The organism is Streptomyces sp. DvalAA-43, assembly GCF_900091725.1.
GTDB classification, from domain to species: Bacteria; Actinomycetota; Actinomycetes; order Streptomycetales; family Streptomycetaceae; genus Streptomyces; species Streptomyces pulveraceus.
Map to the genome: position 1 here is coordinate 331,711 of NZ_FMBW01000043.1, position 21,485 is coordinate 353,195.

At 72.4% G+C, this 21,485-nt stretch carries 15 protein-coding genes; 4 read left to right on the forward strand and 11 right to left on the reverse strand.

Annotated elements, in window-relative coordinates; translation table 11 throughout:
• Positions 1 to 29 precede the first annotated feature (29 nt).
• The 7 genes from GA0115234_RS16210 to GA0115234_RS16240 form a co-directional block, all read right to left on the reverse strand.
• Positions 30 to 962 carry a LysR family transcriptional regulator gene (locus GA0115234_RS16210; protein ID WP_093542423.1) on the reverse strand — a complete coding sequence of 311 codons (933 nt, stop codon included), beginning with the start codon at positions 960 to 962 and terminating at the stop codon, positions 30 to 32.
• Positions 963 to 1,074: 112 nt separating this feature from the next.
• A complete protein-coding gene (locus GA0115234_RS16215; RefSeq protein WP_093542208.1) occupies positions 1,075 to 2,268 on the reverse strand; it encodes a glycine C-acetyltransferase in 1,194 nt (397 codons plus the stop codon).
• A gap of 38 nt (positions 2,269 to 2,306) precedes the next feature.
• Positions 2,307 to 3,335 (reverse strand): L-threonine 3-dehydrogenase, encoded by a 1,029-nt coding sequence (tdh, locus tag GA0115234_RS16220; RefSeq protein WP_093542210.1) that lies wholly within the window; start codon positions 3,333 to 3,335, stop codon positions 2,307 to 2,309.
• A gap of 261 nt (positions 3,336 to 3,596) precedes the next feature.
• Entirely contained in the window at positions 3,597 to 5,798 is a 2,202-nt protein-coding gene (locus GA0115234_RS16225; protein ID WP_093542212.1) for a bifunctional serine/threonine-protein kinase/ABC transporter substrate-binding protein, read from the reverse strand.
• A 6-nt stretch (positions 5,799 to 5,804) separates the two neighbouring features.
• A complete protein-coding gene (locus tag GA0115234_RS16230; RefSeq protein WP_093542214.1) occupies positions 5,805 to 7,943 on the reverse strand; it encodes a bifunctional serine/threonine-protein kinase/ABC transporter substrate-binding protein in 2,139 nt (712 codons plus the stop codon).
• A 23-nt stretch (positions 7,944 to 7,966) separates the two neighbouring features.
• Positions 7,967 to 8,743, reverse strand: a complete 777-nt coding sequence (locus GA0115234_RS16235; protein ID WP_256088732.1) for a hypothetical protein — start codon at positions 8,741 to 8,743, stop codon at positions 7,967 to 7,969.
• Between the two features lie 133 nt (positions 8,744 to 8,876).
• A complete protein-coding gene (locus tag GA0115234_RS16240; protein ID WP_202553749.1) occupies positions 8,877 to 9,500 on the reverse strand; it encodes a GNAT family N-acetyltransferase in 624 nt (207 codons plus the stop codon).
• A gap of 340 nt (positions 9,501 to 9,840) precedes the next feature.
• Between GA0115234_RS16240 and GA0115234_RS16245 the strand changes: the two genes are divergently transcribed.
• A complete protein-coding gene (locus GA0115234_RS16245; protein WP_093542218.1) occupies positions 9,841 to 11,517 on the forward strand; it encodes a glycosyltransferase family 2 protein in 1,677 nt (558 codons plus the stop codon).
• A gap of 16 nt (positions 11,518 to 11,533) precedes the next feature.
• Complete coding sequence (locus GA0115234_RS16250) at positions 11,534 to 14,542, forward strand: acyltransferase family protein (RefSeq protein WP_093542220.1); 3,009 nt, start codon at positions 11,534 to 11,536, stop codon at positions 14,540 to 14,542.
• Between the two features lie 180 nt (positions 14,543 to 14,722).
• Here the strand turns inward: GA0115234_RS16250 and GA0115234_RS16255 are convergent, their stop codons facing one another.
• From GA0115234_RS16255 to GA0115234_RS16270, 4 genes are all read right to left on the reverse strand, one after another.
• Positions 14,723 to 15,604: a peptidase S1 gene (locus tag GA0115234_RS16255; protein WP_093542222.1), complete on the reverse strand. Its 882-nt coding sequence runs from the start codon at positions 15,602 to 15,604 to the stop codon at positions 14,723 to 14,725.
• A 194-nt stretch (positions 15,605 to 15,798) separates the two neighbouring features.
• The gene (locus tag GA0115234_RS16260) at positions 15,799 to 16,458 is read right to left on the reverse strand and encodes a double zinc ribbon domain-containing protein (protein WP_093542224.1); all 660 of its coding nucleotides are present in this window, start codon (positions 16,456 to 16,458) and stop codon (positions 15,799 to 15,801) included.
• Positions 16,459 to 16,619: 161 nt separating this feature from the next.
• Entirely contained in the window at positions 16,620 to 19,418 is a 2,799-nt protein-coding gene (locus GA0115234_RS43435; protein WP_093542226.1) for an eCIS core domain-containing protein, read from the reverse strand.
• Positions 19,419 to 19,546: 128 nt separating this feature from the next.
• Positions 19,547 to 20,077, reverse strand: a complete 531-nt coding sequence (locus GA0115234_RS16270; RefSeq protein WP_093542228.1) for an ATP-binding protein — start codon at positions 20,075 to 20,077, stop codon at positions 19,547 to 19,549.
• 165 nt (positions 20,078 to 20,242) lie between these two features.
• Here GA0115234_RS16270 and GA0115234_RS16275 point away from each other — a divergent pair, with 165 nt between their 5' ends.
• On the forward strand, positions 20,243 to 21,097 hold the full coding sequence (locus tag GA0115234_RS16275; RefSeq protein ID WP_093542230.1) for a helix-turn-helix domain-containing protein: 855 nt from the start codon (positions 20,243 to 20,245) through the stop codon (positions 21,095 to 21,097).
• Entirely contained in the window at positions 21,094 to 21,351 is a 258-nt protein-coding gene (locus tag GA0115234_RS16280; protein ID WP_093542232.1) for a DUF397 domain-containing protein, read from the forward strand. Before GA0115234_RS16275 ends, GA0115234_RS16280 begins: the two co-directional genes overlap by 4 nt.
• Positions 21,352 to 21,485: the final 134 nt, after the last annotated feature.

Here is a 21,485-nt window from a genome sequence, read left to right on the forward strand (position 1 = left end):
TGATCCGGGCGGAAGGCCCTGGGCGCGGGTCACGGTGGTACGGGCAGGGGCAGCGCCCCCTCCCGTACCGCCGCCTCGGCCAGCGCGTCGAGCACCGGGGCGATCAGCGGATGCCCCTCCGCCCCCTGGCGCACCGCGGCGAAGACCCGGCGGGTCGGCGCGTTGCCCTCCACCGGCCGCACCACCACTCCCGTCAGCTCCATCCCCAGCAGCGCGGAGCGCGGCACCAGCGCCACCCCGGCGCCCGCCCCGGCCAGCGCGACCACCGCGCGGAAGTCGTCGGAGGAGTGCTCCAGCCTCGGCTGGAAACCGGCGAACTCGCAGGACAGGACCACCACGTCGTGGCAGGGGTTGCCGGGGTACGGGCCGATCCAGGCGTCCTTCTCCAGGTCGGCGATGGCCACCTGGGCCCGGCCGGCCAGCGGATGCCCGAGCGGCAGCACCGCGTCGAACGGCTCGGAGTACAGCGGCACCCGGGTCAGGCGCCGGTCGTCCTCGCCCGGGGCGCCCCGGTACTCGACGGCGACCGCCACATCGACCTGCCGGTCGAGCACCATCGGCACGCTCGCGTCGCCCTCGGCGTCCTGGACCCGGACCCGGATGCCGGGCGCGGTGCGCGTCAGTCCGGCGATCGCGGGGGCCAGGACCAGGCCGATGCCGGTGGCGAACGCGGCGACGGTGACCGTGCCCGCGTCCCCCGCGCTGTAGGCGGCGAGCTCCGCCTCGGCCCGCTCCAGCTGGGCCAGCACCGCGTTGGTGTGGGTCAGCAGGATCTCCCCGGCGGGGGTCAGCCGGGCGCCGCGCGCGCCCCGTTCGACGAGCCGGTGCCCGGTCTCCTGCTCCAGGGCGGCGAGCTGCTGGGAGACGGCGGAGGGGGTGAGGTAGAGCGCGGCGGCGGCTGCGGTCACCGTGCGGTGGTCGGCCACCGCACGGAGGATGCGCAGCCGCCGTGAATCGATCATGTGACCCATTGTCCCAGGTCACGGGGGAGACTTGCCCCCGGTCACGGAGGGGGCTCGTCCCCTGCCACGGAGGGAACCCCGCCGCAGGGCGGGGCTCCCCCGGGGCCGGGTGCTATTCGCCCAGCGCGGCCCGCGCGTCGACGAACGCGTCCACGGCCCGGTTCACGTCCGCCGTGGAGTGCGCGGCGGAGAGCTGGACGCGGATGCGGGCCGCGCCCTGCGGGACGACCGGGTAGGAGAACCCGATCACGTACACACCGCGCTCCAGGAGGAGCTCCGCCATCCGGCCTGCCTTCGCCGCGTCCCCGATCATGACGGGGGCGATGGCGTGGTCGCCGGGCAGGATGTCGAAGCCCTCCTCGGTCATCCGGGTGCGGAAGAGCGCGGTGTTGGCGTTGAGCTGCTCACGCAGGTCGCCGGCGGCCTCCAGCAGGTCGAGGACCTTGAGCGAGGCCGCCGCGATGACCGGGGCGAGGGAGTTGGAGAAGAGGTACGGGCGGGAGCGCTGACGCAGCAGCGCGACGATCTCGGCGCGGGCCGCGACATAGCCGCCGGACGCGCCGCCGAGCGCCTTGCCGAGGGTGCCGGTGATGATGTCGACCCGGTCCATCACGTCGTGCAGCTCGGGCGTGCCCCGGCCGCCGGGGCCGACGAAGCCGACGGCGTGCGAGTCGTCGACCATGACCATGGCGTCGTAGCGCTCGGCCAGGTCGCAGATCTCGCGCAGCGGCGCGACGTACCCGTCCATGGAGAAGACGCCGTCGGTGACGACGAGCCTGCGCCGGGCGCCGGACGCCTCCTTGAGCTGCTTCTCCAGGTCGTCCATGTCGCGGTTGGCGTAGCGGAACCGCTTGGCCTTGGAGAGGCGGATGCCGTCGATGATGGAGGCGTGGTTGAGGGCGTCGGAGATGACCGCGTCCTCCGGGCCGAGGACGGTCTCGAAGACACCGCCGTTGGCGTCGAAGCAGGAGGAGTAGAGGATCGTGTCCTCCTGGCCCAGGAACGTGGAGAGCCGCTGCTCCAGCTCCTTGTGGACCTCCTGGGTGCCGCAGATGAAACGGACCGAGGCCATGCCGTAGCCCCAGCGGTCCAGCGCCTCGTGGGCGGCGGCGATCACCTCGGGGTGGTCGGCGAGGCCCAGGTAGTTGTTGGCGCAGAAGTTGAGCACCTCACCGGGGCGGCCGCCCGCGGTGACGGCGACCGACGCGGACTGCGGGGTGCCGATCACGCGCTCGGGCTTGTGCAGTCCGGCGGCCTCGATCTCTTCGAGGGTGGTGCGCAGGTCGTCGCGTACGGAGTCGAACATGAGGGGTGTCTCCCGGCTCGATAGCTGGATACGGGTGGTCAGGAGGTCCAGTCGAGGATGACCTTGCCGCCGCGGCCGCTCGCCGCGTCGTCGAAGGCCGCCTCGAAGTCGCGGTAGCCGTACCGGCCGGTGATCACGGGGGCGAGGTCGAGGCCGCCCTCCAGCAGTACGGACATGGCGTACCAGGTCTCGAACATCTCACGGCCGTAGATGCCCTTGACGGTGATCATCGAGGTGACGATGCGGGACCAGTCGACGGCGAACTCCTCGGACGGCAGTCCGAGCATGGCGATCCGGCCGCCGTGCGTCATGTTCGCGATCATGTCGCGCATCGCCTCGGGCCGGCCGGACATCTCCAGGCCGACGTCGAAACCCTCGCGCAGTCCGAGCCGCTTCTGGCCCTCGGTGATGGTCTCCTCGCCGACGTTCAGGGCGAGGCTGACGCCGACCTTGCGGGCCAGTTCGAGGCGGGCCTCGCTGACGTCGGTGATGACGACGTGGCGGGCGCCCGCGTGCTTGGCGACGGCCGCGGCCATGATGCCGATCGGTCCGGCGCCGGTGATCAGGACGTCCTCGCCGACCAGCGGGAACGACAGCGCGGTGTGCACGGCGTTGCCGAACGGGTCGAAGATCGCGGCGACGTCGAGGTCGACGGGGGTCCGGTGCACCCAGACGTTGGAGGCGGGCAGCGCGACGTACTCGGCGAACGCCCCGTCCCGGCCGACGCCGAGGCCGACCGTGGAGCGGCAGAGGTGGCGGCGGCCGGCCAGGCAGTTGCGGCACTTGCCGCACACCAGGTGGCCCTCACCGCTGACCAGGTCGCCGACGTTGATGTCGACGACGTCGGCGCCGGTCTCCGCGACCTCGCCGACGAACTCGTGCCCGAGGACGAGCGGGGTGCGTACGGCCTGCTGCGCCCAGCCGTCGTAGTTGCGGATGTGCAGATCGGTGCCGCAGATGCCGGTGCGGAGGACCTTGATCAGTACGTCCGTGGGGCCGATCTCCGGCTCCGGCACGTCCATCAGCCAGAGTCCGGGCTCGGCCTTCTGCTTCACGAGTGCCTTCACGGCTGTGGCTCCCTGCGCTGGTGCGGTGTTGAGTACCCGGGCCGGGGGCATGCCAAGGGGAAGCCTGCGGCCCGGGAAATCGAGAGGGACGGGACACATCGGCAGCGCGCGTCGATCGGCTGCCGCGCACCATCCTCGGCCGTCACGGAGAAATCTGCCGCACCCCGCGCCACAGGTCCATCGAGGTTTTCTTAAGCGCGCCCGAAGATCCGCTTCATGCCGTCGGCGCGGCTCCCCCGTCCGGCGCACGGCGGGCCGGGCTCAGACCTTGGTGTAGGGCCCCAGGAAGCGGGCCCGGCCGTGCTCGACCCGGTAGAGGAAGATCCCCGTCTCGATCCGCACCTTCCGGACGGCGGAGGAGAAGGAGAGCGTCCGGGTGATGCCCGGGTGGCTGGCCCGGAACAGCCGCTGGGCGACGCCACCGCGTTCCGGGGCGGCGCCCGTGGCCGGGACGGCCCGTGCGATCAGTCCGACCGCGTCGTACGCCTCGGCGGACCAGCGGGCCGGTGCGGTCCCGAACCGCTTCCGGTACGCGGCGGTGAACGTCTTCGCGGCCGGGAGCGCCGTCGGGTCGGTGTACGCCTGGGCGAAGACCCACCCTTCGGCGGCCTTCCCCGACCGGCGGAGGAAGGCGGGTGCCAGGACCGGCCCGACGGACATGCCGGTACCGGTGAATCCGGCGTCGGCGAGGGCGGTGGCGCAGCGGGCGCCCCGGTCGGGTGACGATCCGGCGTACACGACCGCGTCCGCACGGGCGGCGACCACCGCTCGGGCGGCCGGGGCGAAGTCGGCGGTGTCCGCCCCGACCGTGCGTACGGTCACCTCCAGCCCCTCGGTCGGGGTGTCCCGGAACTGGTTCGCGACCGACCAGACGCCCCGGGGGTCGGCGTGGTCCTCGACGAGGACCACCCGTCGGGCCGGGCGCACCCGGGTCAGGTACCGGATCAGACCGATGGACAGAGAGCTGTCGAAGGGCCGGGTCACGCAGAGGTACTCGGTGCCCGCCCAGTCGGCGGTGGTGGACCGTGCCGCGACGACGACCAGGGGGAGGCGTGCCTTCTCGTAGCGGCTGACGACGGCCTCGGCGGCGACGTCCCCGGTGGGACCGACCACGGTGAGCACGTCCGGATCGGCGGCCAGCCGGTTGGCGACGTGCAGGGCACGGGCCGGGTCCCCGGCGTCGTCCTCGGTGCGCAGGGCGAGCCGGAAGCCCGCGCCGGTACGTGCGTTGTGGTCCTCTACGGCGAGCCGCATCCCGCGTTGGTGCGCCAGGCCGGCCGCCCTCCCCGGCCCGCTCAGGTCCGCGTGCAGGCCGAGCGTGTACGTGGGAAGGGCGCGGGAGGACGTGCCCGCGCCGCGCGGTCGCCCGGCCAGCCGGGCAGCGGCGGCGGCGCCGCCCGTCAGGAGGACCGCGCCGCCGGCCGCGGCGATGAGGACCCGCCGTCGCGAGGGCCCGGACGGACCGGGGTCCCCGACGACGGTGGGCGGTTCGGGGGTGGGGAGCGCGAGGGCGGCGGCCGAACGTTCGGCGATCAGCGCGGCGAGACCCGGCGGCGCCCAGGAGGACCCGTCCGCGGGTGCGGCGCCGGTGAGCCGCTCCTCCGCCTGACGCGCCGTGAACGGATCCTCGGCCGTCTGACGCGCCGTGAACCGGTCTTCGCCCTGACGGGCTGCAAGCCGCTCCTCCGCCTGACGCGCCGTGGGCCGGTCCGCCGGGTCCTTGGCGAGGCAGGCCGTGACCAGGGGCCGCAGTGCGGGCGGCAGTCCGTCCAGGTCGGGTTCCTCGTGCACGGTCCGGAAGAGCGCTCCGGCGCCGCCGCCCCTGCCGAACGGGGGCCGTCCGGTCGCCGCGTACGCGAGGACGCAGCCCAGCGAGAAGAGGTCGCAGGCCGGTCCGAGCGGCCCCGCGGAAGCCTGTTCGGGGGCGAGGTAGCCGGGTGTGCCGATCACGGCGCCGGTGGCGGTGAGAGCGGTGGCTCCCTCGTGGCGTGCGATGCCGAAGTCGATGAGCCGGGGCCCGTCGAGCGCGAGGAGCACATTGCCGGGCTTGAGGTCGCGGTGGACGAGCCCGGCCGCGTGCACGGCGACGAGCGCGCCGGCCAGGCGGGCGCCGAGCACCCGGACGGTGGCGGCCGGCAGCGGTCCCCCGGTCCCGACGGCCTCGGCCAGCGAGGGCCCCGGCACGAACGCGGTGGCCAGCCAGGGTTCCCGGGCCTCGGTGTCGGCCCCCGTGACCGGGACCACCCACGGTCCGGCGACCCGCCCGGCGGCCTCGGACTCGCGCCGGAAGCGGGCCCGGAAGCCGGGGTCGGCGGCGAGCTCGGCCCGGATCACCTTCACGGCGGCGAGCGCCCCGCCCGGCGAACGGGCCAGGTAGACCACGCCCATGCCGCCCGCGCCGAGCCGTACCAGGGTGCGGTACTCGCCGATGGTGCGGGGGTCGTCCGGGGTGAGCGGCCGCATGCCGGATCAGCTCCCGGTCCTCGGCGCCCGGCCGAGGTAGCGGTAGCCGCCGTCGCGCACCCCGTAGAGATAGGCGCCCGAGCGCTTGAGGCGGTGGGTCTCGTCGAAGACGTAGGTCCGGGACACTCCTTCGTACGTGGCCGAGGCGATGCCCGTCACGAGGGCGGCCCGCGCGGGCCGTTGGGCTCCCTTGGTGAGCGTGGTGAGGGCGGCGACGACGAGCCCGGCCGCGTCGTACGCCTCGGCGGCCCAGTGGCCGGGGGCGCTGCCGAATCTGCGGCGGTGCGCCGCGGCGAACTCCTTGGCCTCGGGCGCCGTCGCGTCGATGTGGGGGGCGGTGAACTCCCAGGTCTCGGCGGCCTCCCCGGCCTCCGCCAGGAAGCGGGGGCCCATGACGGTGTGCAGGGCCATGCGGGGCCCCTCGAAGGGGGTGGCGGCGAGGGCGCGCGCAGTGCGGGCGGCCCCGGCCGGGTCGCCCGCGTAGAAGAAGGCGTCGCTGTCATGGGCGAGCATGTCCGCGACGACCGGCGCGAGGTCCCGCGCACCGGCCGGCACCACTCGCGGGTAGGTGGTCCCGGTGGTGAGCACACCGGCGTTCATGTTGGTGAGGTAGCCCACCTGGTAGGAGGACTGGCCGCCGGACCGGTCGAGCAGCACCCCGAGCCGTTCGACGTCGGGGCGCAGCAGCAGCCGGTTGATGATCGGTTCGGCCAGGGCGCCATCGGACGGGGCGGCCTGGAAGAAGGACCTCTTGGACCTGGCGGGGTAGGCGAGCAGGAGCGAGGAGACGGTGATGACCGGCAGCATCGCCTCGTCGTAGGTGCCGAGGACGGAAGCGGTGGCGGGATCGCCGGTCGGTCCGATCACGGCGAGTACGTCGCGGTCGCGGGTGAACCGTTCGGCGACCCGCACCGCCCGGGTGGCGTCCCCGCCGTCGTCCAGGGCCTTCACCTGGAGCGTGAAGGGTCTGTCCTCACGGGAGTTGAACCGTTCGACGGCCAGGCGTACGCCGCGCTCCTGCGCCCGCCCGGCCGCGCTCCGGGGGCCGGACAGATCGGCCTGTACGCCGATGGTCCAGGCCCGTTCACCGGCCCCGGCCGCACCGGGGGCGTCGTCGCGCAGCCACTCCCGTACGGCGAAGGTGCCGCCGCCTGCCGCGGCCACCACGGCGGCACCCGCCAGCAGGAGGAGTCTCCGGCGTCCCGGCCGGTCCGCGCCCGGCGCGGGTTCCCCGGCGGTCGTGGCGTCGATGTCGGGGAGTGCCAGCATCGCGGCGGACCGGTCGGCGATCAGCCGTACGACGTCCTCGGGCAGCCAGTCGACGGACCCGTCGGGGGCGTCCTCGGTGATCAGCCCGTCGAGCTGCGCGGCGGTGGGCCGGGCGGCGGGTTCCTTGGCCAGCAAGGTGCCGAGCAGCGACCTCAGTTCGGGGTCGTCGATCCCTTCGAGGTCGGGTCGGTCGTGGACGGTGCGGTAGAGCAGCGCCTCGGCGGCGCCGCTGCCGAAGGGGGGCCGTCCGGTCGCGGCGTACGCCAGGAGGCAGCCCAGCGAGAACACGTCCCCGGCGGGTCCGGCGGCCGTTCTGCCGCCGGAGGCCTGTTCCGGCGGGAGGAAGCCGGGCGTCCCCACCACCAGGTCCGTCGCGGTCAGCGCGGTGGCGTCCACGGCCCGCGCGATACCGAAGTCGATCAGGCGCGGTCCGCCGGCGGTGAGCAGCACATTGCCGGGTTTGACGTCGCGGTGGACGAGTCCGGCGGCGTGCACGGCGGCCAGTGCGCGGGACAGCAGCCGTCCGAGCACCCGGACGCTCCGTGCCGGCAGCGGCCCGCACCGGGCCACCGCCTCCGACAGCGCGGGCCCGGGTACGAACGCCGTGGCCAGCCAGGGGCGTTCGCCCTCCGTCCCGGCGCCGGTGACCGGCACCGCCCAGGGGCTCCGCACCCGGCGGGCGGCCTCGACCTCGCGGCGGAAGCGGGCCCGGAAGTCCTCGTCCTCGGCGTACTCGGGCAGGATCACCTTGACCGCGGCGAGCGCCCCGGTCTCCGAGCGGCCGAGGTAGACCACTCCCATCCCACCGGCGCCGAGCCGTCCCAGCAGCCGGTGTCCGCCGATCCACGACGGGTCCGAGGCACGCAGCTCATCCATCCGGCCGTCCCCTTCTCAACTTCTCAACTCTGCTTCGCGACTGCGGATCCGAGGCGCGTGAGCATGACGGCCTGGGCCTGGGTGGTGAGGTCGTCGATCTCCTTCTCGGCCCGCCCCTTGGCCCCCTTGCCCGTCACGGCCACGGTGAACCGGAGTGCCTGCGCCTGTTGCCAGAGGTACGGGTGGGGGCCGCCGAGCACACTGCTCCGGTACTCTCCGGCCTCGGTCAGCGCGTCCTCGGAGTTGTTCTGGGCGCTCTCCCCCCGCATCAGTGAGCTGGAGATCATCGAGCCGATCAGTTCGCCCTTGCGCAGCTGCTGTGTGGGGCAGCGCATCGTCTCCTCGATCGACTCGGCCATCTCCCACCGCGCGTCCTCGCGGGTGCGGTGGACGGTCATGACGGCGGAGAGCCGGATGGGCCCCTTGCCCCGGGCCGCGGGCACTTCGAACGAGCGGGTGAGGGTGGCCAGGACGCTGCTCGCGGGCTTCTCCTGGCGCCAGACGCAGTCGGCCCCGAGGACGGGCCAGGTGGCCGGGTCGCTCTCGTACGGGCGTCGCGCGACGACCCCGGGGCCGAAGCTGTCGGGGTCCGCGATGACCCGTCCGATGAGGTCGAGGGCCGCTTTCCGGGTGGCGGGCAGCCGGGCGGGGTCCGCGTCGATGACGGGTCCGGCATCGGCGTCGGGCGTCTTCGTGGCGGCGGTGCTGCGGGCCGGGGAGGCGCTCGGCCGCTCCTTCGCCGGAGTCCCACCGCCCCCGGCACATGCCACCACCAGCAGCAGCGGGGCCAGTGCCAGCACCCCGCGCCCGCGTGATCCTCGTATCGGTCCGCCGCGCGTCACGATCGACCACCCCGCCCCGTCTCCCCGGAATCGCGTCGATCCTATGAGTACGGAAGGGACGCGGCCGGTTCCCGAGTGATCTGTTACATCGTCAGGACACTGTGGGTTCGGGGTCGTTGGCGAGGCGGGCGTGCAAGTGCTCGTCGTGGTAATTCCCGTCGCCGAAGCGGTGGGAGTCGCGCAGGGTGCCCTCGAAGAGGTAGCCGCAGCGGTCGGCCACCCGGCAGGAGCTCTCGTTGCCCGCCGCGTGGGCTATCTCGATCCGGCGGGCGTCGGCCGTGGCGAAGCCCCAGCTCGTCACCGCCCTGGTCGCCCTGGTGGCGACGCCCCGGCCACGGGCGGCCGGCAGTACCCAGTACCCGATCATCGCGAGGCCGTCCTCGCGGTCGACCCAGCGCAGTGCGACATTGCCCAGCAGGGCGCCGTCTGCGGCCGCCAGTACGGCGAAGGCGGCACCGGCGCCGCGGTCCCAGGCCCCGTCGCGCGCCGCCACCCAGGCAAGGGCGTCGGCGCGGTCGGTCGTCGCGATCGGGTTCCAGAGGGCGATCTGCGGATCCGCGGCGGCGGCCACCAGGCCGTCCAGCAGTTCCTCGGACTCCGCGTCCTCCCGGCCCCATGGCCGCAGCACCACATCGCCGAGGTCGAGTGTGGTGCGGACGAAGGTCCTTCGGCTGACGGGGTCCTGCGCGGGCTGCGGGGGCATGACTGTGCTCATGGCCCCATTCGTACCCGGCCGCCGGGGCCACCGCCAGCGAATTTCCGCCGGTCACAGGCCCGGGGGCCGAGCACGGGTCCGCCGACCCGGTGGCCCGGTACGGGAGTTGGACGACTGTTCATCCCCGTGTGCGCCTGTGATTCCCGCACGACACGGACAGAACGATCGAATAGGTCTGGACCACTCACGGATACCTCGATCCGCCCTCTCCGCCCTCGACGCCTCCGCCCCACACCCCGTTCCACACTCCCTTTTAACGCTCCCTTCGCAAATGGTCTATACCTTTGGCGCTAGGGTGGGGGTCATCTGATGCCGCCACATACCTGGCCATAGGGGTCTTATGACGATCCATCATCTTCCTCAGCCACCTTCCGACTCCGAGCTCTACTGGTACTTCGGCCCGCAGCGCCGCTGGGTACTGATCAGCTCCTCGTTCGCCTTCGTGCTCACCGCGGCGACGATGCTGACCTTCGCCCTGCGCACCCCGGCCCTGTGGGCCTTCCTCGCGGTGCTGGCCCTCAACGTCGTCGCCCTCACGCTCTCCTCGGTCAACAGCCTGCGCCAGCGCCGGCTGACCAGGCGCTCGCACGAGGTGCTCGTCCACGCCTGGGACCCTCCCGAACTCCCTTCCGTCGACCTGTACTTGCCGACCTGCGGCGAACCGCTCGCCGTGCTGGACAACGCCTACCGCGCGGTCTCCGCGGTCGACTGGCCCGGTGCGCTGACCGTCTGGGTGCTGGACGACGCCGCGAGCCCCGAGGTCGCCGGGCTGGCCGCCTCGTACGGCTACCGGTACGTCGTCCGCCCCGACCGGGGCCATCTCAAGAAGGCGGGCAATCTCAACCACGCGCTCACCCTGAGCAGCGCGGAGTACATCGCCGTCCTGGACGCCGACTTCGCGCCCAGGCCCGACTTCCTGCGCCATCTCGTGCCGTATCTCGCCGATCCGGGGGTCGGCATCGTGCAGAGTCCGCAGTGCTTCGACACCGACGAGTCGATGAGCTGGATCCAGCGCGCCGCGGGGTCGGCCCAGGAGTGGTTCTTCCGCTGGATCCAGCCGTCCCGGGACGCGAGCGACGCCGCCATCTGCTGCGGCAGCAACGCGGTCTACCGCCGCAGCGCGATCGATCTGGCCGACGGCTTCGCCAAGCTCGACCACAGCGAGGACCTGTTCACCGGCCTCGCCCTCCACGAGCAGGGGTTCCGCACCCTGTACGTTCCGGTCCTGGTGGCCAAGGGCACCTCGCCGGACAACCTGGCGTCCTTCGTCAACCAGCAGTACCGCTGGGCGATGGGCAATCTGCACCTGATGGGGACACCCGTCCTCAAGCGCATGCGCGCGCCCTGGCGGATGCGGCTCTGCTTCTACGAGGGCATCGTCGGCTATCTGACGACGGCGGTGAACACCTTCGCGGCTCCGCTGCCGCCGCTGGTGATGCTGTTCCGGTACCCGGACGACGTCCGCCCCTGGCACGTGCTGCCACTGCTCGCCCCGCTCTGGCTCTGGCACGTGCTGCTGCCGCGGATCAGCCGGTCCCGCTGGCGGGTGGAGGTGATCCGGGCCAACGTCCTGACCAGCGTCGCCGCCGGGGCCGCCTTTCTGCACACCCTGCGTGGCCGCAGCGCGGCCTGGGTGCCCACCGGGGCCGGCGGCACGGTGAAGGGCGGCATGGCCCGCCGGGTCGTGATCGTCTCCCTCGCCTGGCTCTGCTGCTCCACCGGGGCGGCCGTCGCCGGGCTCGCCCTGGCGGTGGCCCGCAACGGCTGGGTGCCCAACTGGGGCCTCGCCCTCTATCTGCTGGTGCAGTGCCAGATCAACCTGCCCCTGATACGCGACCTGTCGGCCGAACTGCGCCCCGCCCGCCCGGCATCCGGAACCGCGCGGCGCGTACGGCCGACGGGGCGCCGCCTGCTGCCCCGGCGCTGGCCCGAAGCGCTGGCCGCCACCACACTGCTCCTGCTCACCGCCCTGCTCGCATCCGGTTGGGTCAACCCGATGCTGCCCTGGCTGAGTTGAAAGGCCCCTCAGAACAATGTCCACGACCATGGCTCCCGGCGTCCGCCGCGGGGTCGTCCCACCCTCCGAAGCGCCGCCCGCCGGGGGTGGTTCCGGGCCGGGTCCGCGCCGCGCCGGGTTCCGCCCCGACATCGAGGGGCTGCGCGCGGTCGCGGTGCTCGGGGTCCTCGCCTTCCACGCGGCCGTGCCCGGTCTGACCGGCGGCTTCGTCGGAGTCGATGTCTTCTTCGTCATCTCCGGCTATCTGATCACCGGGCTCCTGTTACGTGAGGCCGTCACCACCGGGCGCATCCGGCTCGGCGAGTTCTTCTCCCGCCGGGCCCGCAGGCTGCTGCCCTCCGCCGCCGTGGTCCTCGGCGCCGTCGCCCTGGCCGGGGCCTGGCTCACCGTCCCACTGCGCCGTACCGAACTGGAGTACGACGTGGTGGCGGCGGCGCTGTCCACCGCCAACTGGCGCTTCGTCCAGCAGCAGACCGACTACCTCGCGGCCGGGCACGACCAGAGCCCGTTGCTGCACTTCTGGTCACTGGCCGTGGAGGAGCAGTTCTATCTGCTCTGGGCCCCGCTGCTCGCCGCTTTCGTGTACGCCGCCGCCAGGGCGGTGCGCCGGGGCCGTGCCGTGCGGGCCGCGGTGACCGCCTTCACCGCGCTGCTGACGCTCGGCTCCTTCGCCCTGTCCCTGCACTGGACGGGCGACTCCGTCTCGCTGGCGTATCTCGGAACTCCTTCGCGGATATGGCAGTTCGGCATCGGCGCGCTGCTGGCGCTGCTGCCCTGGCACCTGCTGCGCGGCCCCCGCCCCCTGCGCCTGCTCTCCGGGTGGGCGGGTGCCGGAGCGCTGTCGTGGTGCATGGTCGCGTACGACGCGTCGACCCCGTACCCCGGATACGCCGCGCTCGTGCCGACGCTGGCCACGGCGGCGGTCATCCTGGCCGGGATACCCGGCCGGTCCCCCGGCGCGAACGCGAACGACCCGGACGCGTACGGAGTAGGGCGGCTGCTGGCGGGCCGGGCACCCCGTGCGATCGGGCGGCTCTCCTACACCCTCTATCTGTGGCACTGGCCCGTGCTGGTCCTCGCCGAGGCCCGCCTCGGCGCTCTGGACTGGCCGCTGAAGGCGGCGCTCACGGCAGCGTCCGCGCTGCCCGCGCTGGCCACCATGCGATGGGTCGAACAGCCGGTGCGGCACAGCAGGACCGTGTCCGAACTGCCCCGGCGCGGGCTGTCGGTGGGGGTCTCGGCCGTTGCCATCCCGGTGGTGCTCGCGCTGGTGATGGGCACCACGACCCTGCGGCTGCTGGGTCCGGCCGCGCCGGTGGACGTGAAGGGCCTGCCGCCGGGCGCGGCCGAGGGCCCGCATCTGCTGGCGCGGAACGGTACGCCGCTCACGGGCGGCCCCGTGGTGCCCAGTCCCGTGCAGGCGCGCAAGGACTTCCCGCCGGACGGGGCCTGCGAGGTGGCGCCGCCGGTGACCAGCAGCCCGCCCTGCCTGTTCGGGGCGACTGGCAGCCCGGACCGCGTCGTGCTGCTCGGCGACTCGCATGCCGGGCAGTGGTTCTCCCCGGTGCTCGCCCTGGCGGCCCAGCGCGGCTGGGCGCTCCAGGAGTTGGTGAAGCAGGGCTGCCCGTTGCCCGAACTCCAGGTGGTGAACCCGCAGTTGGGCCGCACGTACCACGAGTGCGACACCTGGCGCGCGGACACGCTGGACCGGATCGGGAAGGGGCCCAAGCCCCGTCTGATCGTGATCGCCTCCCTCAACCGCTACACCGACGACCAGCGACTCCTCACCAGGGGATGGGAGAAGACGCTCAAGCCGCTGCGTGCGCTCGGTGTCCCGATCGTGTATCTGGAGGACACCCCCGTGCCGGGGAAGGACATCCCCGCCTGTGTCTCCGGGCACGCCGCGGATCCGGAGGCCTGCGCCTTCGACCGGGGCACCGCGCGGTGGCCCGATCCGCTCGCGCGGCGGATCGCGTCCGGGCGACTGCCCGGGGTGCGGGCCGTCTCGGTCAACGAGGCGCTGTGCCCGTCGAAGGGGGCGACCTGCCCGGCGGTGCGGGACCGCATCCTGCTGTACCGGGACGACGCCCATCTGACCGATGTCGCCGCGGTGGTCCTCACTTCCCGGCTCGAACGGCTCCTCACGGAGGCCGGGGCGCTCTCCGAAAGCCCCGCACCGGAGGCGGACGGCTGGACGCGGGTGCTGCACGACGACTTCGACGGACCGGCGGGCAGCCGCCCGTCCGCCGCCCGGTGGACGTACGACCTGGGCACTTGCTACCCGGGGTGCCCGGCCCCGCAGTGGGGAACCGGTGAGATCGAGACCATGACGGACTCGGCCGACAACGTCCGCCTGGACGGGAAGGGGTCGCTGGAGATCGTCCCCACGCGCAGGGACGGCAGATGGTACTCCGGCCGGATCACGTCCCGGCGGTCGGACTTCGCGCCGCCTCCCGGCGGTGTGCTGCGGATCGAGGCGTCCATCGCGCTGCCGGATGTCACCGGTAGCGCGGCGGCGGGCTACTGGCCGGCCTTCTGGACGCTGGGGGCGAAGCTCCGCGACGGCTACACGGGGTGGCCCTCGGTCGGGGAGCTCGACATCATGGAGTCCGTCAACGGCCGTGACACCGTCTTCGGCAGCATGCACTGCGGCGTCCTCGACGGCGGCCCCTGCGAGGAGCCGGTGGGTCTGACCTCGGGCCCGCAGCCGTGCCCCGGCTGCCGTACCGCGTTCCACTCCTACGCCGTCGAGGTCGATCTGACACCCGGCGCCGAGGAGGTGCGCTGGTACCTGGACGGGCGCGTCCACCACCGGGTCACCGAGGCCGGAATGGATGCCGGGACCTGGGACCGGGCGGTGCACCACGGGCTGTTCCTGATCCTGAACGTGGCCATGGGCGGCAAGCTCCCGGCCGCCGACGGCGCCACCCCGGGCCCCGGCACCGAACCCGGGCACCCGATGCGCGTCCAGCACGTCACCGTCTCGACCCGGGAGGTTGCCACCCGCCCCCGCTCCCGCCCCTGACCGGCCGCGCCGCGCAGCACACCGAGTCGGCTCCGGTGCGCGGCGCGGCGCGGTTTCCATCGGTACGGGTCAGGCGGTACGGGTCGGGCGGCACGGATCAGGGATACGGATCAGGCCTGATACGCCAGATGTGACATATCAGGTGTCACACGTCGTGCCTCACACGCTCTGCCCCAGGCGTCAGGAGAGCGCCAGCTCGGTGACGTTGCCCGCCTCCAGGACCCAGGCCGCGCTCAGGCCGCCCTCCTTGACCCGTGCGTCGCCGTCGCCCTTGAGCACACCGATGCGCTTGCCGGACAGGGCGATCTGGATCGCCTGGTCGTACTCGTGGACCCAGGCCGCGCTGAGGCCGCCCTCCTTCACGTGCGCCTCACCGTTGTCCTTCAGGATGCCGATGCGGTCGCCCGACAGTTCGAGCTGGATGACGTCGTCGGCCTCGCGCACCCAGGAGGCGCTGAGGCCGCCCTCCTTCACCCACGCCACACCGTTGCCGACCAGGACGCCGATGCGGTTTCCGGCCAGGTCGATGCCGATGACGTTGTCCGACTCGCGCACCCAGGAGGCGCTGAGGCCGCCCTCCTTCACCCACGCCACACCGTCACCCGTGACGACACCGATGCGGTTGCCGGAGAGCTCCAGCTCCTTGACCTTGTCGGACTCCTTGACCCAGGTCGCGCTGAGGCCGCCCTCCTTCACATAGGCATCGCCGTTGTCCTTCACGACACCGATGCGGTTGCCGGACAGGGCGATCTGCTTGACGTCGGTGGCTTCCTTGACCCAGGTGGCGCTGAGGCCACCCTCCTTCACCCAGGCGACACCGTCACCCGTGAGGACGCCGATGCGGTTGCCGGAGAGGGTGATCTGCTTGACGTCCGCCGACTCCTTGACCCAGGTGGCGCTGAGCCCGCCCTCCTTGACGTAGGCGTCGCCGTTGACCCGCAGGGTGCCGATGCGGTTGCCGCCGTCGCCGGAGACCGTGCCGGGCGCCGCACCGGCCGGGGCGGTCGCGGCGAGGCCGGACAGTGCGAGGACTGCCGCCACGGAGAGAGTCTTGAGCTTCATGGAAGTAACTCCTGTGCGCAGTGGGACCCTTGGGCCGGATGGTTGGCGCCCTCGGGGGATTTGACCAATCCGATGACGCTCAACGACCGGCCGGGCGCACGGTGCGTAGGCCATTGGAGTGAGGTCGGCGCACTGGGTCCGGCCGGCCGCGCGCCGGTCTCGCGACCACCGCGCGTGCGACCGCCCCGGCGCCGTTACTGCCGCGAGCCGCACCCCGGGCAGAACGCGGACCCCTGGGGCACGGTCGCATGGCACGAGGCGCACTGCGGGGTCCGGGCGAGCCGGTGGCCGCACCCGGGGCAGAAGGCGCCGCCGTGGGTCTCCGTACGGCACTGCGGGCAGACCAGCTGCCGGGCCGTCTGGGCGTCGTAGCCGTGCCCGGCGTTCTGTCCGGCGGCGTAGGCGCGGTCGGAGACGGAGTCGTTGAGCCCGCGTCGGCGGGCCGCCTCCGCCTCGGCGGCGGTGTCGGGGGCGCACTGGAGGCAGAGTCCCTGCTCGGCGTTCCAGCACCGCCCGCAGTCGTACGAGGTACAGCGGGGGCAGCGGTTGAAGTGCCCGTGCGCGTTGTCGATCGCCCGCTGGAACGCGGCGTCCCGGGCCCCGCCCCAGGTCGCACCGGCCAGCCCGTCGGCGGCGTTGTTGATCGTGTTGGCGCTGCCGCCCAGCAGGCTGAAGGCGGCGTTGACGCCCTTGCCTATCCAGCCCGCCGCCTGGCCCGATCTGAAGGGTTCGAACGGTGAGCGCCAGGTGTCGGAACAGCGCTGGCACCGGAACTCGAACTGGAACCCGGCACCGGTGCCGTGCTGCTGCGACAGGTCGCTGTAGTTGTTGCTGAAGTAGATTTCCTCGGCCACGTCTGAACCTCTGAGCCCTCGCGTCGTTGTGTCGTCGGGTCGTTCCCAGAGGTCATGATGGCAATCATCGGCAGCGGTGCGGTCTCCGCCCGGTCATGGTTCGGCAATGCCGTCGGCTCCGGCCGCGGGTGGGGGGCCGGAGCGCCAGGGGTCCGGCAGGGCTACTCCGCACCCTCCGGGAGTCCGAGGAGGTGGTCGACGAAGCGTTTGTAGGAAGCCGCTTCACGGGCGCCCGAGGTGAGTTCCGCTTCCTTGCTCCGCAGTTCGGAGGCGAGCGGCGTGCCCATCAGGTAGTCGCGCAGATGCTGCCCGCCGACCCAGCGGCCGAGGTCCTTGGTGGCGGAGGCCCGGTCGCTGAAGGCCCCCATCCTGCCCTCTTCCTGCATGTTCTGGAGGGCCGCCGCGGCGGCCTTGAACTCGGGCTGGCCTGGGGGTGCGCCCGCCTTGTCGTAGTCCCTGCTGACGGCGGCGAGGCTGTCGATGTCCGGCTTCTTGACCCCGGCACCGGCGTACAGCGACTGCCGGAACGCCTTGCTCTGCTCCATGCCGATGCTCTCGTACATGATGGTCTTGCCGGCCGACAGCGCCTCGGAGGTGCTCTGGTTGCCGGTCGTCATCACGATCGGCTCGCTCGCCTTGATCAGCGTCAGCATGTCGTCGTGCGGGACCCGATCGGTCGTGATCCAGTGCATCGTCTTGCCGGGGCCACCGGTGTCGACGGACGTGATCGCCGGGGCCTGCCCGTTCGAGGTCACCTGCACCAGCCGGACCTTGGCCACTCCGAGCCCCGCGAGTTCGCGCTTCGCGGTCCCGTCGAGCTCCGGCATCGGATTGGGAGAGGACTGGACGACGTGTACGTCATTGGTCTTGCCGTTCTCGACCTCGGCGACGGTGAGCGCGAACCGCAGCGCGCTCTTGTTGGAGTAGGCGAAGTACAGCCGGGACGTGGCGGCGGTGGCATAGGCCTTCGCCGCCCGCTCCTGATCCTCGGGAAAGAGCGCGGTGAGCAGGTCCTTGGACTTCAGCGCCTGGAGGTTCTCCAGCCGGGCCGTCCGCTTCTCCTCCTCGCCCCCGATCTCGTCCTGCTGCCGCTTGTAGGCCCGCAGACCGGCGTCGAACGTGATGCCGACCTCTCCCGTACCGAGTCCGGTGGTGTAGCCGGTCCCGTCGGCCCCCGGCGGCATGTCCTCCTGCTTGGAGTACTCGGTCATCGCGGAGGTCTTGCTGCCCCACTTGCCGACGCTTCGCTGGAACTTCTTCGTGGCGGCCAGCTGCGGGGCGACGACCACGTGGGTGGGGGCCTGGTTCCGGCCGAGGTCCGGAGCCGCGGGGGTGGCACCGTCGAGCACCGTGAACGGGTGACCGGATTCCTCGAATACACCCGGCTGCTTCTGGTGCGCCGCTCCGGCGGTCAGCAGTGCGATGTCGTTCTTGTTCGCCTCGGTCCGCGGGAAGTTCTCCCGCAGCGCGTCGGCGGTCTTGATGCCGAGCATCAGGTCGCCCTTGCCCTGGGCCTCATGGGTGAAGACCGCGATGGGGGCGCGGCCGGTCCACTGCAGGCAGCTGTAGAGCTGGTCGATGAAGTGCGGTACGGCCTTGGCCCTGTTGACGATCGTCACGGACCGGGCCATCTGCTGGAACACCTCGTCGTTCAACCGGCTCCCGGGCCGTCGGCGCAGGTACCTGCGGGGCTCACTCCGCTCCTTCTCCAATTCGCCCCGGGCCTGCGCGGAGTTCGCCGCGAAGTCCGCCGCCGGGATCTGCTCGGCGGCCCAGTGCTGCTGCTCCACGACCGGCGCCGGAGGCAGGGTGGTAGGGGCGGGACGCACCGGGGCGCGCTCCGGGACGGAGGGTTCCTGCTGCTGGGTGACCGCGGAGCTCGACTGCTGCTGCTCCGTGGTCGCGGTGTGCTCGGCCGGCTTGCGCGCGGGCACCGGCCGCCGCGCGGGACGGGCCGGGACGGTGGGCGTGGAGACGGGGGACGCAGGGAAGGCGGGCGCGGGTGCGCTGGACGTCGGAGCGACCTCCGGAGCCCGTACGACCTCCGGAACGGCCACGGCCCCGGCCTGTTGGGGCAGTTGGAGGCCCATCGACGACGCGAGGGCGCCCAGGTCGCCGTAGACCGTCGCGCCGGTACGTGCCGCGTTGACCACGCTCCACTTCGGCGTCGCCCCCGGGATCCGCGCCTTCAGCTCCTGCATCGCCCGAGCGGTGTCGTAGCCGTTCAGGTCGCCCTGGAAGACCCGCTGCACGGGGAGCGAGGCGGAGCCCCCGCCGCCGCCCGGAGCGGGGGAAGCGTCCGCACCCGAGAGGCCGCCCGCCGGGGCGGGGCCGCTCATCACCCGACGGGCGTTGGCCTCCGCCTCCCGCTCGAACCGGTCGGAAGGGTCCGAGACCCGCAGGCCCGCGCCGTTGTCGGTGCCCGCGACCGCCCCCTGCCGTTGCTGGACGACGTGCGTCAGCTCGTGCGCCAGGGTGTGCTTGTCGGAGCCGCCCGCGCCGACGACCACATGGTTGCCCGAGGTATAGGCGCGAGCACCGACTTCGGCGGCGGAGGCCCTCGCGGCGCCGCCTTCATGGATACGTACGTCGGAGAAGTCCGTGGCGAAGCGGGCCTCCATCTCCGCGCGTGTCCCGCTGTCGAGCGGGCGGCCCACGGTGCGCAGGACGTCATGGACGGTGGAGCGTTGTACGGCGGGCTGCTCGGCCTGGTCGTCGTGGCCGCATCCGGCGGAGTCCGCATGCGCCTCCTCCGCCCCGGGGTGCCCGGCCTGGCGGAGCATCTGGACCACGGCGGCGTTCCCCATGGCGGCCTGAACCGGGAGAAGCCCTGGCAGCGGAGGATGCGATGTGGCTTCGGAGCTGCGGGCCGCCCGCCGGGCACCCTCGGTTCCGGTCGTCCTGACGTTCTCGTGGTCGCGCACGGGGCCTCTTCCGGCGAAGGAGGTTCGACCCTTCATGCATAGGCGATCAGGGGCGGCCGGGCCAGGTATTCCGGGGCAGTGTCGACCGCCCGCCCAGGCCAACGGGTGAGGCCCGCGCAGGGCAGCGGGCGGCCGGGGCAGTGACTCGCCCGCTCCGGCTCAGGTCACCGACCGGCCCGCGCCATCGATACGGAAGACCTGCTCGATGAACTCGACTGCGGTTGCTTCGAGTTGCAGCACGAGACGTCCAGCTCCGCGCGGACCGTCTTTCCCGGGCTCCGGTCCAGCACGGCCCAGCGGTCGGCCAGGGCGTCGACCAGGACGAGGCCGCGCCCGCCGTCCGCGTCGGCAGGCGGTGGGACCAGATGCGCCGGGCCCGGCGGGAGTTGTTCGCCCCGGGTATCGCTGACCTCGATGCACAGGACGCCGCGTGCGCCGTCGACCCCGGGTGAGTGGCGGAGCCTCAGCTCGAAGTCCCGGCCCGGCACCCGGCCGTGCGTCACGGCGTTGGTCGCCAGCTCGGAGACGATCAGTTCCGCCGCCTCCGAAGCGTGACTGCGGTACGGAATGTCCCAGTCGTGCAGCACATTCAGGGCGAGGTGACGGGCGAGCCGGGCCCCGCGCGGTGTGGAGCTGAAACGCTGCACGAACACACGTACGGTAACCGGGGGTTGGGGGGTCGCGATGGCTTCCATGCGCCCACCGTGGCGTCGGAAACCCCCTCCGACCAGCTCCAGAACTCGTACGCTCAGCAAGCGTACGGGTACGGACTGTGGACAGTAGGGGTAACGGTCCGTGACGATGGGCGAGTTGTCTGCCGGTAGCGGCACGGAGTACGACGAGCACGGAGGTGGCCGGATATGACGGACGGCGTCGGCACGGCGGGCGGAACAGCACGGTCGGGCGGAGAGCCGGAGCCCACAGAGAGCCTGAGGACGTTCGGGGAAATCGTCAAGGTCTTTCGCAAGCGGGCCCTGCTCACCCAGGAACAGTTCGCGCCACGCGTGCAGTACTCGGTGCCGACCGTCGCCTCGATCGAACAGGGCCGCAGGTTCCCGCCACTGCCCTTCGTCGAGCGCTCCGAGATCGTGCTGGACGCGTTCGGGGCGATCAGGGCGGCGGCGAAGCATCTGTCCCGGCGACCGGGCATCGCCAGTTGGTTCCAGCAATGGGCGAGGCTGGAGATGGAGGCGATCAACCTCTACACGTACGAATGCCGGTTGCTTCCGGGGCTGTTGCAGTCGGAGTCCTACGCGCGGGCGCTGTTCCTCAACCAGCTCCCCATGCTCGACGACGAGCAGATCGAGCGGCAGCTCGCGGCCCGGATGGAACGCCAGCAACTTCTGCGGGAGCGGACCAACACCAACTACAGCTTCATCCTCGAAGAGCATCTCTTCCTGCGTCAGACGGGCGGTACGCAGGTCATTCGGGAGGCCATCGACCACATTCTCGATCTCGCCGAGCTTCGCAATGTCGAGATTCAGATCATGCCGCAGGTCCGCGAGAGCCACGCCGGGCTGGACGGCCCGATCAGGCTGTTGGAGACGCCGGAGCACAAGTGGCTGGGATACAGCGAGGGCCAGGAGAGCGGCCAGCTCCATGCCGATTCAACTGTGGTCAGCAAGCTCCAGATGCGGTATGCCAGGATGCGTTCGCAGGCTCACACCCCCGAAGACTCTGTGGGTCTGTTGAAGCGGATGCGAGGAGCACTATGAGCACCACCACAGATCCTTCCTGGTTCAAGAGCAGCTACAGCGGCGGGTCCGGCGACTCCTGCGTAGAAGTCGCCCTCTCCTGGCACAAGTCCAGCTACAGCGGCGGGTCCGGCGACGACTGCGTAGAGGTTGCCGCCTGCCCCACCACCGTCCATGTGCGGGACTCCAAGGTCGAGCAGGGCCCGCAGCTCGCCCTCTCCCCCGCCGCCTGGACCGGCTTCGTGACGTACGCGACGGACACCGCGCGCGTCTGATACACCGTGCCGCGCGCCGGGTCGACTCCGGTGCGCGGCACAGCTGTTCCGCGGGGCGCGCGGGGCAGGCGCACGCCTTGATAGCGTCGCTCCCGCGATCGCGGTTCCCACTTCCCGCCGGGGTCGTCGCCGTG